This window comes from Marispirochaeta aestuarii, from assembly GCF_002087085.1.
Taxonomy (GTDB): Bacteria; Spirochaetota; Spirochaetia; order JC444; family Marispirochaetaceae; genus Marispirochaeta; species Marispirochaeta aestuarii.
In genome coordinates this window covers 216,662-230,574 of record NZ_MWQY01000001.1, presented here as the reverse complement: position 1 = coordinate 230,574, position 13,913 = coordinate 216,662, and the positions used below count along the sequence as shown (strand labels likewise).

Annotated in this window: 12 protein-coding genes; 4 read left to right on the top strand and 8 right to left on the bottom strand. The window is 48.2% G+C overall.

Going from position 1 to position 13,913, the window contains the following annotated elements; all coding sequences use genetic code 11:
* Nucleotides 1-33 precede the first annotated feature (33 nt).
* A complete protein-coding gene (locus B4O97_RS01040) occupies nt 34-1,140 on the bottom strand; it encodes a lipid II:glycine glycyltransferase FemX (protein ID WP_233142871.1) in 1,107 nt (368 codons plus the stop codon).
* 141 nt (nt 1,141-1,281) lie between these two features.
* On the opposite strand from B4O97_RS01040, the gene B4O97_RS01035 reads away from it, so the two are divergent.
* Entirely contained in the window at nt 1,282-2,079 is a 798-nt protein-coding gene (locus B4O97_RS01035) for an N-acyl homoserine lactonase family protein (RefSeq protein WP_083047438.1), read from the top strand.
* A gap of 45 nt (nt 2,080-2,124) precedes the next feature.
* On the opposite strand, the gene B4O97_RS01030 is transcribed toward B4O97_RS01035, so the two are convergent.
* From B4O97_RS01030 to B4O97_RS01005, 6 genes are all read right to left on the bottom strand, one after another.
* Nucleotides 2,125-3,597 (bottom strand): hypothetical protein, encoded by a 1,473-nt coding sequence (locus B4O97_RS01030; protein WP_083047436.1) that lies wholly within the window; start codon nt 3,595-3,597, stop codon nt 2,125-2,127.
* 42 nt (nt 3,598-3,639) lie between these two features.
* A complete protein-coding gene (locus B4O97_RS01025) occupies nt 3,640-4,731 on the bottom strand; it encodes an ABC transporter ATP-binding protein (RefSeq protein ID WP_083047434.1) in 1,092 nt (363 codons plus the stop codon).
* A gap of 23 nt (nt 4,732-4,754) precedes the next feature.
* On the bottom strand, nt 4,755-6,440 hold the full coding sequence (locus B4O97_RS01020; protein ID WP_083047432.1) for an ABC transporter permease: 1,686 nt from the start codon (nt 6,438-6,440) through the stop codon (nt 4,755-4,757).
* A gap of 78 nt (nt 6,441-6,518) precedes the next feature.
* Nucleotides 6,519-7,547 (bottom strand): ABC transporter substrate-binding protein, encoded by a 1,029-nt coding sequence (locus tag B4O97_RS01015; RefSeq protein WP_083047430.1) that lies wholly within the window; start codon nt 7,545-7,547, stop codon nt 6,519-6,521.
* Nucleotides 7,548-7,644: 97 nt separating this feature from the next.
* Nucleotides 7,645-8,346, bottom strand: a complete 702-nt coding sequence (locus tag B4O97_RS01010; RefSeq protein ID WP_083047428.1) for a response regulator transcription factor — start codon at nt 8,344-8,346, stop codon at nt 7,645-7,647.
* Entirely contained in the window at nt 8,343-9,536 is a 1,194-nt protein-coding gene (locus tag B4O97_RS01005; protein ID WP_083047426.1) for a sensor histidine kinase, read from the bottom strand. The genes B4O97_RS01010 and B4O97_RS01005 overlap by 4 nt, the downstream gene beginning before the upstream one ends.
* Before the next feature lie 300 nt (nt 9,537-9,836).
* Here B4O97_RS01005 and B4O97_RS01000 point away from each other — a divergent pair, with 300 nt between their 5' ends.
* The 3 genes from B4O97_RS01000 to B4O97_RS00990 all read left to right on the top strand — a co-directional run bounded on the left by B4O97_RS01000 (nt 9,837) and on the right by B4O97_RS00990 (nt 13,054).
* A complete protein-coding gene (locus B4O97_RS01000; RefSeq protein WP_198946992.1) occupies nt 9,837-11,273 on the top strand; it encodes an ABC transporter substrate-binding protein in 1,437 nt (478 codons plus the stop codon).
* A 68-nt stretch (nt 11,274-11,341) separates the two neighbouring features.
* Nucleotides 11,342-12,223 carry a carbohydrate ABC transporter permease gene (locus B4O97_RS00995; RefSeq protein ID WP_083047423.1) on the top strand — a complete coding sequence of 294 codons (882 nt, stop codon included), beginning with the start codon at nt 11,342-11,344 and terminating at the stop codon, nt 12,221-12,223.
* A gap of 9 nt (nt 12,224-12,232) precedes the next feature.
* Nucleotides 12,233-13,054 (top strand): carbohydrate ABC transporter permease, encoded by an 822-nt coding sequence (locus B4O97_RS00990; RefSeq protein ID WP_083047421.1) that lies wholly within the window; start codon nt 12,233-12,235, stop codon nt 13,052-13,054.
* 236 nt (nt 13,055-13,290) lie between these two features.
* Here B4O97_RS00990 and B4O97_RS00985 read toward each other — a convergent pair whose 3' ends face one another.
* Nucleotides 13,291-13,911, bottom strand: coding sequence for a bZIP transcription factor (locus tag B4O97_RS00985; protein ID WP_083047419.1), 621 nt, complete (start codon nt 13,909-13,911; stop codon nt 13,291-13,293).
* Between the last annotated feature and the right edge of the window lie 2 nt (nt 13,912-13,913).

The window sequence follows — 13,913 nt, the reverse complement described above, 5'->3', positions numbered from 1 at the left end:
AGAAACTCCTACAGGTTATTTATGAATAATGATTTACACGTGATACCCGGTGCTGTTCATCTCAAGAGTGCGTAACTGATCATATACCGCGGGATCAAGAGGATAATCCCAGCACCCCATGCGGTGAAAGATATATCCGCCGAATCCCGTCTTGAAGCGGTAGAGGCCGTACATGGGGTGAGCTTTGTCGGCAGAAGGCGAGACGCCGAACATATCGTATTCCCTGCAGCCCTTGTGTTTTGCCCGCTGTATTGCTTCCCACTGGAGGGCATAGGTGGGCATCAGGTTTCTTTTTTTCGTTGCCGAGGCACCGAAGAGGTAGGTAGCCCGTTTACCGGTGCTTACAAGAAACATTGCGGCCAGATCTTCACCGTCTGCTCTGGCAACAAGGAGCTCCATATCCGCGGAATTATCATCAAAAGCCGTCGCTGCATCTGCAACGGCGCGGAAAAAAAATCTCCCGTGAAGATTGATTCCGTTTCTGCTGCAGGTTTCCCGGTACAGATCATACCAGGTATCGAGCCGGGTTCTGTCGGCGGAAATGACCTCAACCCCCCGCCTTTGAGCAAGACGGACATTATACCTGGTTTTGGCCCGCATGCGGTCGAGCAGCTCATCTTCAGACCTGGACAGATCGATGAATACCGTATCCGCCGGAAGGATATTGGATCCGGCTTTTCGGAGATTCCAGTTATGGGTAGGGAAATTGATCCTGATCTCCTGACTTCGCTGTTCAGGAGGGCCGAGCCAGTTGCCGTTCTCGTCAAAACGATCGTCCTCCTCTGACCAGGGAGATCTCCACAGCAGATCATAACGGATCAGAATGCAGCCTGCAGGCAGAAACCCCCGTAAAGTCTCCGATAACTCCTCCAGGAAAGGGCCGAAATTCTCCGGTCCCGGATCGAGCTCAGGTCCATAGGGGACATACGCAATGGAAAGCCCGTCACCGATCTCCTGAAACAGTACCAGCAGATCCTCTGACGAATCGCCGGTGGCCGCGGTAACTGTCAGTTCATCTGAAGTCACCGAGACACTGAAAGCGGCGGAGGATACCCCCTGAAGCTTTTTCACCTCGGACCAGTAAGCCGTCTGCTGCAGTACAGGCGTAACGCGAATATCCTCTGTTTTACACGGGTGCACGGAAAGATCCATAGGATGTTATACCTGTCCTCCGGTCTATATCCTAAACAACAAGCAGCGCATATTCAAGCTTATTGTGTCTTGCAGTCCGGGATATCCGATATTATGATGAACACAAATTGCACACAAGGTTGAGCTGAAATGAAGGTATTTATACTTGATACAGGAACCCTGCACTGCGACAGGGATATGTTTGTCATTGAAAAAGGTCGGACCTACAGAGCCAGGCCCGAAGAGGAGACAGTGCGGATTCCCGTTCCGGTATTCGCCGTACTGATACAGCACGAGAGCGGTACCCTTCTCTTCGACACAGGCTGCAACAAGAGGGCCATGGAAGGCTACTGGCCGGAACATCTGCGCAGGTCTTTTCCCGTATCCATATCCCCTGAACAGGATCTGCTGCATCAGCTGTCTTTGTGCAATACCCGACCCGAAGATATTTCCACCCTGCTTATATCTCATATGCACCTGGACCATGCGGGTAACATTCGTCTCTTTCCCAATGCGGACATATATGTTGGCAGAAAGGACTATGAATACGGCAAGACCCTTATTTCTGATCCGGATATCAGAAAACACGGGGCCTACATTGCTGAGGATTTTCACTTTTCCACGGACCGACTCCATCTGGTGGAATCGGAGTTTTCAATAATGGAAGGAGTGGAGCTGATATCCCTCCCCGGGCATGCCCCGGAGGTGCTGGGACTGATCCTTCATTTAAAGAACCGGGTCCTGATATTCCCCCAGGACAGCATATACACCCCGGATAATTTTGAGCCCACAGGTAAAGCCTCGGGGATTGTCCATGATATGCAGGCGTATTTCGATTCAATAGAAAAAGTCAGGATCCTGAAAAACCGCTATAATGCAGAGGTTATCTTCCCCCACCACCAGGGATTCTTCGAAGGCCTGAAAAAAGCACCACAGTGGTATGAGTAGAAAGGTGCTCAGAAAAATCATATAGAAAGGCCTTTTCCTGTCTTATTACCTGGAAACCACCTCTTCTATCCGCTGAATCCCCTGCCTGTTAACCACCAGCCGATATCTGGATAACTGCTCCTCATCTTCGCTGGAGACAAGCCGCAGCACAAGGTTAATATGATATACCCGCTTACCCTTGACTGCTGATATTCTGCCGTCTTTCCAGGTTCGCAGCAGCTTCTTGGCGTCGTCCATTTCCTCAAGAAATCGATCCATTTTTACACGAATGATTTCTGTAACAGCTTCGATCCGGGAATGCTCCTTCATCAGCTTCCCGCTTTTTATGCTTATGTCCTTGCGAAAGTGGATTATGTTTTCCGGGGGCAGTATGGTCTGGAAGGGATTCGCCCCTGCATTTCGAACCGCCTGAACACTGCGGGGTGTTTCCTTCAGCTGAACAAGGCGTACCATACTTTTTGTCTTGCCCACGTTTTTCTGCAGGATCTGATCCACCAGTTTCTCGGTGCGATCTGAAATAAAGCGCGGCATTATTCGCAGCAGGATTCCCCTGAGGATTTCCTTGATACGGTCTTTCAGCATATAGCTGACGACTATGATCATTGCCCAGGGAATACTGTAACTGGCGAAGAGCCGCTCGGCGAAGAAAGTCGCAACAATGGCGAAAGTCATGGCAGCCGCTGCTGCAACCCCCGCCAGAATATGACCGATCTTCCGGTTGGTACCCGTTTCTTCGCTGGACATATAGAGAACCGTCTGAGCCCACTTTTTCAGAATGCTCTCCCGGTACAGAATACGCTCAATCTCGCTGTCGTTTTTATTCTTCAGGACTGAAGGGTATTTCATCTCCCGACGGTGCTGATTCTCCGCTTTCATCATATTTTCTATTACAGATTGAATCTTGTGTCCGTCAAAAACCCGGTGAAGGTAAAACAGCATTTTTTCCGCCGAAAGGCTTATGGACTCATCACTCCAGCGCATCGCCGTTCGTATGCGGGAATTTATGGAAGGCTCCATGAACCTGGAATGGAATTCCCGGAACTGCTGCAAAAAGACGGATGCTTCATCGAGAAACTTTTCTGTCTTTTTTACCAGATGCTGACTGATTCCGGCAGAGGCAATATCACTGAGGAGCCTGTAGGTCGCCTTCATTTCCGCGGAAAAAAGATTGGCCAGGGTCCTCAGCTCATAGAGAACGCGATGCTCGCTCATGTCGGCAGAGAACGTAGCTGTATCAAGGTAGTTCCTTATTCTCGTCAGGGGACTGATTGAACAGCCGGGGTCAACCAGCCGGGCCAGAGGCACGTAGGAAATTGAAAAACGCGTATGACTCTTAACATCGGAAAAGAACTGGTCAACGCTGAAACGTTCATCGTTTATTCCGAGCTGTGCCGGCGTGAACATAAAGGCATCGATGCTGTAAGAAACCCGGTTTTTTTCCGTTGGAAGAGGATAGCGGTTCTTGATCTCCAGCTGCGTTTTTCCGTGAGCCCGAACCAGAGAGCCAAAATCGGTCATATCTTTATCTTCCCACCATAACTCTTTTCGGAGACATCCGCATCAACGCTTGTACACCTTAAAGAAATCGGTCTTGAAAGAAAAGTGGACATCCTGTCCAAACCGGAAGTTGTGTACCTCTCCATGGGTATTGGGATGAATCGCTGTAAGAAATCCATCCGAGTATTCTACCTTGTATTCCGTAGTTGCGCCAAGGAAACTGCTCACCTCTATTTTGCCGGTAAATTGTCCGGTATCAGGCTGGACCTCCACAGCCTCGGGTTTAATAGCCAGCATGACCTCATCCCCGGTATTCAGCCCTTCCTGAGCGTTTGCAGTGGGGATCCTGACCTCCGAGCCCAGAAGCGAGACAGTTACAAAGCTCTTATCCAGTTCAGTTATTTTTCCCTCGAAGAAGTTGGCGTTACCGATAAAATCCGAGACGAAGGGATCCGCAGGATGATTGTAGATATCCTCCGGACTTCCGCTTTGTACAATTTTTCCGTTATGCATGATAACGATAGTGTCGCTGATGCTGAGGGCTTCGCTCTGATCGTGGGTAACATACAGTGCCGTTATGCCGAGCAGCTGCTGTACCCGCTTGATTTCCGTTCGCGTCTGAATCCTGAGTTTGGCGTCAAGGTTGGAGAGAGGTTCATCAAATAGAATAATCTCCGGTTTGAGCACCAGGGCCCGGGCCAGAGCCACCCGCTGCTGCTGTCCTCCGGAAAGTTCTCCGGGATAGCGGTTCTCCAGTCCCACCAGGTTCACCATCTGTGCGGCCATAGCCACATCATTGCGGATAGTGTCCTTCGGCATTTTTCGGATCCGAAGCCCGTAAGCAATATTTTCAAAAATGGTGAGATGAGGAAACAGAGCATAACTCTGAAACACCATGGGCATATTGCGGTCAAAAGCCGGGACATTATTGATCTTTTTATCGTTCAGGATTATGTCTCCGGCGGTCTGTACTTCAAAGCCTGCAACCATGCGCAGGGTCGTTGTCTTCCCGCAACCCGAAGGACCAAGAAGGGTTACAAACTCACCCTTGGAAATCGAGAGAGAGATATTATCCACGGCACGAACAACATTGCCTCTGCCGTCATGAAAATCCTTAACCAGATTATTGAGCTGTAAATAGTTATTCTGTTGCATCGCCTGTTCCTTCTAATGCTTTGTTACTTTGTTGTGCCGAAGATCTGTTCCCGTCCCAGACCCGTGACCTTCATGATTATGAAAATGAAGACCATTATTACGATTATGAGGGCAAACGACATGACCGAGGCCGCTCCGAGTCGCATAATTTCCGTCTGGGCGAGAATAAGTACCGTCATGTGATTCCACCGTGCCGAGACAAGAAAAATAATGGCGCTGATTGCAGTCATGCTCCGCACAAAGGCAAAAGTCGCCCCGGAAAACAGGGCCGGGCGGATAAGCGGGAGGGTTATTTTGCGGAACGTCGCGGCACTGGTGGCACCAAGGTTTATTGATGATTCCTCTATTTCGTTGGAGATCTGTTTAAGGGCGGCAATCCCCCCCTCCACTCCAATAGGAACATTCCGGAAAACATAACAGGTAATAAGAATAAACGCTGTTCCGGAAAGCTCAAAAGGAGCCTTGTTGAAAGCGAGGATATACCCGATACCCACGGCTGTACCGGGAATAGCGTAGCTGAGCATGGAGATAAACTCCATGAGGTGCTTGCCGGGAAAATCCTTGCGCACGACAATATAGGCAATCGCCATACCGAACAGAGCTGTAATGGGGGTGCTTACAATGGCAAGAAAAAGCGTATTCTTCATGGTAGTAAAGCCCACGTCCCAGCTGTACACAAAATGGTTAAGCGTAAAACTCCAGTTGATTCCCCAGAGTTTTATAAAGCTTCCGCCGATGATGGTGGCATAAAAAAGCAGAATAAAACCGGAGATGGCTGCACAGACAAAAGTAAGAATTATTCTCAGGGCAGCAGAAGACTGGGCCGTGCTTCGCCGACTCGATTTTCCGGTAACCGTGACATAGCTCTTGTTTTTCATTATGTATTTCTGAACAAAAAAGACGCCGACGGTCGGTACCAGAAGCAGCATGGCCAGAGCAGTACCCCTGGGCAGGTTTCCCATACCAGTAAACTCCAGGTATGCCTGGACCGACAGAACGTTGAAGTTTCCTCCGATAATGATGGGATTGCCGAAGTCGGTCAGACTGCTGACGAAAACCAGCAGCCAGGAAGCAAAAATACCCGGGAGTGCCAATGGCAGGGTTACGGTAAGAAAAGCCCTTCCGCGTTTTGCTCCGAGATTCATGGCACAGGTTTCAAGATCAGGATCTATCCCCTGCAGAATACCCGAAAGGGTCATGTATGCAATGGGAAACATACTGACGGTCTGCACGATAACCAGACCTTTAAGTCCGTAAATATTGGCCATGTCCATTCCCAGCAGTTTTGAGGTGATAAGGCCGTTTCGTCCGAACAGAAGAATAACCGAGAGGGCAAACATGAAGGGAGGCGAGATGATCGGCAGCAGCGCCATTCCCTGAAAAAACTTTTTCCCGCCGATGCGCACCCTGGTAAGGGCAAAGGCAAACAGAAAACCGATAAACGTCGCCAGTGACGCAACAATAGCACCCAGGAGAACACTGTTCCTGATGGCGCTCAAATATTGAGAATGGGTCAGCACATAACGGTACACCGAACCGGAAAACTTACCATCCGGCGTCAGACTCATTTTGGCCGCCGCAAACATGGGGTAAAGAATAAACAGGACCAGCAGTCCGGTAATGATAAGTACACCGATCATCAGGGCCGGCTCCCTGGTGAGCTGATGAAAGCCGTTATTAATCCGTCGCGGATTCCGTGCAGTAATCATGAATAATGCTCCTTGGAAAAAACACAAAGGAAGGGCACTTCCCGTACATGGAAACGCCCTTCCGGATTACCAGTACGACTATTTCTTGGCTTCCGTCCTGGATTCACCACCAATGATGGCGTTCCATTTTTCCACCAGGCGGGTCTTGTTTTCTGCCGCCCATTCGTCATCCTGATCAATGGTGTTAACCTTGCTGATCGGCATGGCACCCTTGGGAAGGGGTACATCAACAAAGGGAACGACAAAGGCCGTGGTGTAGATTTCTGCAGCGGTTTCACTCAGGGCCCAGTCATAGAGTTTCTTCGCGGCTTCAAGTTCTTCCGCAGGCCCGCCCTTGATAAGACTGACGGATGCTACTTCATAGCCGGTCCCTTCGGAGGGAAAGGTGATTTCCAGAGGGTAGCCTTCGTTGACCAGTCGTACGCCGTCATGAGCATATCCGATGGCGACGGTTATCTCACCAATGGCGGCGTTCTTTCCCGGGGCGGAACCGCTGCGGGTATACTGGGTAATGTTCTGATCCAGCCGCTTCATGTAATCAAAGGCCTTCTCTTCGCCGTATATCTGGACCATGGTCGCCAGCACATTGTAGGAGGTTCCGGATGAACCGGGATTCGCCATCTGCACATGATTTTTGTACCTGGGATCCGCGAGTTCTTCCCAGGAAGTGGGGGCTGTAAGACCGAATTTCTCCAGGGCCTGGGTGTTGCTTTCGAAGCAGAGGGGGCCGGCGTAGATTCCGGACCAGTAACGGTCGGCATCGCGGAAGTTCTCAGGCATCGCAGCGGCAGGACTCTCGTAGGGCATGGTCAGTCCCTTGTTCTTTGCTTCGATATGACCAAGGCCCACCCCTCCGTACCAGATACTTGCCTGGGGATTCTCTTTTTCCGCCTCCATTCTGGCTACGCATTCCCCGGTGGAAAGCCGTACCCAGTCAACCTGTATGCCAGTTTCGTCTGTAAAAGCCTTGAATACCTTTCTGGCAAGTTCCTCGTCCAGGGTTGTATACGCTGTCACTTTACCGGCGCTCTCTTTTTCTCCCCCCGCAAAAACACCGAAAGAGACGAACAGCAGCAGCACCAGGGCTAATGCAATTACTCTTTTCATGATAATTCTCCTCCATATTTACCGTAATGATCTAAAGTCCCTTTCAGTGTAGAGGCAGCCCCTGTAACGGGCAAGAAACAATATGGTTACAATCGGGTTACGAAACGGTAACAGTGGGGACAAAGCGGTAACCCCGGCCCCACTGGTTTACAATCATTACCGGGTTCCGGGGGTACTTCTCAATTTTGTTGCGCAGTCTTTGAATATTTACTTTCACCATCTGCCGATAGCCGTCCCATTCATCGGCATCCCATACTTCATGCAGGATATCCTCAGAGCTGAGAACCATTCCCTGTCTGCTCATAAGCAGTTTTAACAGCAGATACTCGGTGGGGGTAAGCCGTATAACGCGGCCCCGGCAGATAACCTCTTCCGTATCAAGATTAATCCGGACATCCTCACTGATCAGGGTTTTCGGCGTTTTCAAGCTCGTGTTTCTGTCGACAAGATTGGCCACCCTGAGAATCAGCTCCCGGTGATTGAATGGTTTTCGGACATAATCGAGGGCGCCCGTCTCCAGACCGGACACAACATAATCATCCTCATCGTAACTGCTGAGCATAAGCACGGGTATATTCTGATTCTGCAGTCGCCGGCACACGGAAAAACCGTCTATTCCCGGCAGCGCGAGATCCAGTATTACCAGGTCGAAATCCTCATGTCCGGCGAGCTCGATGGCCGTCTCTCCGGTATCCGCGGCAGTAACGAGGTATCCTTCATCGGTGAGGAGAAAATGAAGAAGATCCAGAATATGCGGTTCGTCATCCACCACAAGGATCTTTTTCGCAGTATCACTCACTGATCATCTTCCTCATGATGAGGCAGCGTAAAGGAGACAGTAGTACCCACATGTTCCACAGAGCTGACATATACCTTTCCATTATGCTTTTCGATTACCTTCTTGACAATGGCCAGTCCTAATCCGGCACCGTCCAGCTGTTCATCCGACCAGCTGTCTCCCTGAAAAAACTCATTGAAGACCTTGGCTCGTTCCCCCAGCCGTATTCCGGAACCATTATCGCTGACAGAAACAACCATGGCCTGTTCATTTTCGTTTACGGAAATAATGATCCGTCCTCCATAGCGAAGATGCTTGACCGCGTTATGAACAAGATTTACCAGCACCTGATGTATCCATCCTTCATCCGCAGGCGGACGGGACAGGAGTTTCGGAAACGAGTAGCGAAGTTCGATCTGTTTTTCCTCCAGGACGGGCCGCATATGAACTGCAACATCCTTTATTAACCGCCGGATATCAATGGGGTGCAGACTGACCGTAAACCAGGCACTCTCCACTCGTATACTGGCAAGAATGGCGTCGGAGAGTGTTACCAGTCTGCGTACATTGCTCCCCACGGACTGGAGAAACTGATACTGCCGTGGACTCAAGGGACCGCCCCTGCCTTCACACATGATATCGACGGTGGACTGGATAACGGTAAGAGGCGTGCGAACCTCGTGGGCCAGGGTTGAAAGAATGGCATCCTTCGTTTGAAGGTTCTTTTCAGTTTCCAGGCGGATTGATTTCTGCTCACGATGAAAAAGCATGGAAAAACAGGCGGCGCAGGAAGCCGCAAGGGCTGCTGCAAGATACAGTGTCAGCGCCGGGGGACTTGCCGCTATCCCCGCCAGTAGAGGAGGAACGGAGGTCATCACCAGTGCAATCCGCTGCTTCCAGCCTGATTCATCGGCAAAGAGCAATCCCATTCGCAGTGCAATGACGGGAGTGAAAAACAGAAAATGAGGCAAGGAGAAAAATGATGCCGCACAGGAGGCAAGGACAAGTTCCGATGCAATTACCAGTCTGTTTTGAAAAAAAGAATGTTCGCCCCACCATATTTCTGCGAAGAACAGTCCGGCCAGTAACGAAACACCGGACACAGCCAGCAGAATTATCCTTTGTTCCCAATCACTCGGAAAATCAAGAAACAGAAAGAAGAGAAATACTATATACAACAAACGCCGGAGATAACGATCGAACCGGGCCATAAAGTATCCTACTCCGCTTCTGTCAATATTACAATCCTGATTGATATGGTCAAAAGACCAGGAAGAGAAAACCGCACCTATTATGAATCTGGTACGGGATAATGTGAAAAATGTATTCACGTATTCAACTGCCCTCTCCAGGGCCAGATAACTGCGGCACCTATGTCACCAAGTCAGGGAAAGAGCCTCTGCCATCGAGAATGAATAAAAGAAAAATCCGAAGAAAGTCATATACTTCAGAATATAATCTCTATTTTTCTATATATATCCATAGAGCTGCGACCTGAGACGGAAGATAATTTGACAAATACTTATAACGGATATTTAATAGAAAGAGGGGAAACATCCACAATAAAAATCCAGATTAGGAGAGTGCGTATGAAAAATGTTCTACTAGTTACATGCAGCCTGCTCTTAATTGTATTTCCACTTTTCTCAGGCGGGCAGCCGGAACAGACTGCCGCAGGTGAAAAAGAGACAGTGGAAATCACAGAACCGGTGACTATTCAATTCTGGCATGCCATGGGAGGCTCAAGAATTGATCTCATCCAGGGAATAGTGGATGATTTTATGAAGGCCAATCCAAATATAAAAGTTGAGGTACAATACACTGGATCGTACAACGACACCTTGAACAAAGTCAAAGCGGCATCGAAAGCGGGGAATGCCCCCCATGTGTTTCATATCTACGAAATCGGAACCCTTCAGATGGCCAACAGCGGGATCGTTACACCAATCTACGAAATCGAGGCATGGGATCCTATAGACTGGGAAACGTTTTTTTCGCCGGTACGTAATTATTACACAATCAATGGGAAACACTATTCCATGCCTTTCAATTCTTCGACTCCTCTGATGTATTACAATAAGACCTTCTTTGAACAGGCTGGTCTTGATCCCGAAAAGCCACCGAAAACATTCGAAGAAGTCATAGAATACTCAAAAATTCTCAAACAGAAGATTCCTCAATTAAAAGCTCCAATTTCATGGAACCTGAACAGCTGGTATTTCGAGGAATTTCATTGCCTCATGGACGCACCCTTTGTCAACAATGACAACGGTCGAATGGGTGAATATCCGACCAGGGCATTATTCAACGGCCAAGCGGGACAACGGATTCTCGAATGGTGGACAGGAATGGAGCGGGACGGACTGTTCCTCGACGTCGGACCTGGCTGGGCCAACCATCGAGCGGCCTTCGGTTCAGGGGAAGTTGCCATGGTAATGTCCTCCACATCCGATGTAAATCAGCTTACCGGTCTTCTAAAGGAAAAGGGATGGGAAATGGGTACCGGCTATATTCCCCGTCCGGAAGGGGCACGCGGCGGCGTAACCATCGGCGGAGGAAGTCTCTGGATAACCAACAATCATCCGAACGAAGAGCTCCTGGCTGCTCTGAAACTCGTAAAGTACATCTCCAGCGACGAGCCCCAGGTTCGCTGGCACAAAGGAACGGGGTACTTTCCCGTACGAGAGACTGCAATGGAAATGCTTGAAGCCGAAGGCTGGTTCGATGAGAATCCCAACTTCCGCACGGCTTTTGACCAACTCCTTGAAAGTCCCTATACCCTCAATACAGCCGGATCCCTGATGGGAGTATTCCCTGAAGCACGGTCACTTATAGAGACAGGAATCCAGAAGGTATATGCAGGAGAGATGACAGTCAAGGAAGCCCTTGATGAAGCGGCTGAAAAGACTACCAAATCGATGCTTGAATGGAATGAATTAGTCGAATAACCGCCGTATTTAGCGGGATGGGCGGCAGAATCTGCCGCCCGCCTGACAATTCAGAAAGGAAAAGGATCATGCAGTCCTATTTTCACAATAAACGGTTACCATACCTGCTATTACTGCCAACATTCATTATTCTGATAGTATTTCTTTTCTATCCTGCCATTGAAACATTCCGCTTGAGTTTCTACAAGGTTCATCCCTTCGGTCTCAAGACAATCTTTGCCGGTTTGCATAATTTTATCAATCTGTTTTCTGATGAAGTATATATCAAGAGTTTTATAACATCCGTCGTTTTTTCTCTCGCAGTGGTACTCGCAGGCCTCAGCATCAGTTTACTGATCGCTCTCATGCTGAATCAGGATATAAAAGGGATTAAAATCTACCGTACCCTGCTTATATGGCCCTACGCCCTGTCCCCGGCGATATCGGGAGCAATATTCAGATTCCTTTTTAACCCTGCCAATGGGTATATGAACCATTTTTTCCAGGTAGCCACCGGTATGAATGTGGAGTGGCTTACCAACAGCACCCTCGCGATTCTGGTGGTAACAGTGGCGGCCACATGGAAAAACCTCGGGTACAACATTATATTTTATCTTGCAGGTCTGCAGAATGTGCAGAAAGAAGCCATAGAGTCGGCAGCGATCGACGGGGCGGGCTCCGTCAAGAGGTTCATCTACATTACTTTTCCGATGCTCTCGCCTACTACCTTTTTTCTCCTGATAATGAATATTATCTACTCATATTTCCAGTCCTTCGGTTTGATAGATGTTCTCACGGAAGGTGGACCGGCGAATTCAACAAATATTCTTATCTATCAGTTATACAGAGACTTTTTTGTCAACGCGAAGACCGGATACGCCGCTGCTGAGAGTCTTATTTTGTTCACCCTTGTAGTGTTTCTTACATTGATACAGTTCAAGACAACCGGCCGTAAGGTCTACTATCAATAGGAAAAAGCCATGAAACGTACAAGATTACAGACAATCGCCCTGCATGCTGTGATAATCCTCAGCATCCTGATAGTCAGCCTTCCCGTTGTGCTTTCATTCGTTATAAGTACGCAAACACCGGCGGAAGTCTACTCTTCACCTCCTAAACTTCTTCCTTCCGCACATTTCAGTAATTACACTGCCGCGTGGCGAAGCGTCAGCCTCGGCCGGATGATGTTGAATTCAACAATTATTGCAGCTGCCGTGACAGCTGGAAAAATAGTATTCAGCCTGTTGGCGGCCTTTGCTTTTACCCACTTCGACTTCAAGGGAAAGAACCTGCTCTTCTTCATAGTAATCATAACCCTGCTGCTGCCCATACCGGTACGCATAGTAGCTCTTTTCGGCATCGTAAGCAGTTTCGGCTGGATAGATACATATGCCGGACTTATTTTTCCCTTCCTGGCAAGTGCAACCGGGACGTTTCTCTTCGTCCAGCGATTCCGTACCATTCCCCTTGAACTTCTCGATGCTGCCAAGATGGATGGATGTCACCCCCTTCGATACCTGTTTCAAATCCTTATTCCCTTATCCAAAAACTCAATTGGCGCCCTCACGGTAATCGAGTTTATATATATATGGAACCAGTATCTCTGGCCGCTGATGGCTACCAACTCCAAGCAGATGCGCGTAGTTCAAATCGGCGTCAAAATGCTTATCCAGGCCGAAGCGATGAATAACTGGGGCGTCATTATGGCAGGAGTCATGATTACCATGATTCCGCCCCTTTTTGTATTCTTTATTATGCAAGAGAGCTTTATGAAAGGATTCGCACTGGCTTCTGAGAAATGAAGAACCATTAGCCAACAACGGTTTCGATCATGCGCTTTTTTTCAGTCTCAAAGGTTCTTCATGCCTGATGAATGGACGACAGAAAATTGCGATCGTTACTTCTGTTCAATTTATCCCCAAAAGCAGATAAACTACTACTGTAGTACATATAAATAAATAATCTCATTACGTACTGCATAATATAATAATTCGGACAGGCATCCCGGAGAATTCCGGGATGCTGTGTAATACGGTTATTATGGGGAAATTACTGCCAAGGGAGTAAAATACTGATTACACAACGTCATATTTCCACCAAGTTCTAAATCTCTTAGATAGCCGATGACAGTGATTTCCTTACTACTCGATTTCAGTTCATCAATGATGATCTCTGGTGTATCATCAAGATTGAGAGAAAGACCTATATGATCATCGATATTTCGATTGAACGTATTACCCTTGTTTATCATTGACCAAAAGTAGTTACTTAAATCTGAATCCATCTCATTAACAACAAAGAACGGACAAAGTCCTTCTAATCCATTATCAACATCTGAGATCAAAATTTCTTCGAAGTAACCTGTAACCTGTAGATATCCAAAAGGAAAAGATGTTGAGTTGGAAAACAGGAAGGATTTAAAAGGATTTCCACTACCAGAAAAAGGGTTGTATAGACTACTCTTCTCCTTGATTAGAGTTGAATTGGCAGTAGTTAATTCTTCATTACGCTCTTTCAGTTTTTCATTTTCAGACTGGAGATTGTAAACCTTTGCTTTTAGCTCTGCGACTTCTGTAGAACGGTTTGATTCATCGGCTTCAGTACATGCGGTAGCTAAAAATAGAAATACAACAATGGTAGAAATTTTCAATGCTTTCATTT

Excerpts from the sequence above, each read along its gene's own strand:
- B4O97_RS01035 (WP_083047438.1), top strand. The coding sequence starts at position 1,282 with ATGAAGGTATTTATACTTGATACAGGAACCCTGCACTGCGACAGGGAT.
- B4O97_RS01030 (WP_083047436.1), bottom strand. The coding sequence starts at position 3,597 with ATGACCGATTTTGGCTCTCTGGTTCGGGCTCACGGAAAAACGCAGCTG.
- B4O97_RS01025 (WP_083047434.1), bottom strand. The coding sequence starts at position 4,731 with ATGCAACAGAATAACTATTTACAGCTCAATAATCTGGTTAAGGATTTT.
- B4O97_RS01020 (WP_083047432.1), bottom strand. The coding sequence starts at position 6,440 with ATGATTACTGCACGGAATCCGCGACGGATTAATAACGGCTTTCATCAG.
- B4O97_RS01015 (WP_083047430.1), bottom strand. The coding sequence starts at position 7,547 with ATGAAAAGAGTAATTGCATTAGCCCTGGTGCTGCTGCTGTTCGTCTCT.
- B4O97_RS01005 (WP_083047426.1), bottom strand. The coding sequence starts at position 9,536 with ATGGCCCGGTTCGATCGTTATCTCCGGCGTTTGTTGTATATAGTATTT.
- B4O97_RS00995 (WP_083047423.1), top strand. The coding sequence starts at position 11,342 with ATGCAGTCCTATTTTCACAATAAACGGTTACCATACCTGCTATTACTG.
- B4O97_RS00990 (WP_083047421.1), top strand. The coding sequence starts at position 12,233 with ATGAAACGTACAAGATTACAGACAATCGCCCTGCATGCTGTGATAATC.
- B4O97_RS00985 (WP_083047419.1), bottom strand. The coding sequence starts at position 13,911 with ATGAAAGCATTGAAAATTTCTACCATTGTTGTATTTCTATTTTTAGCT.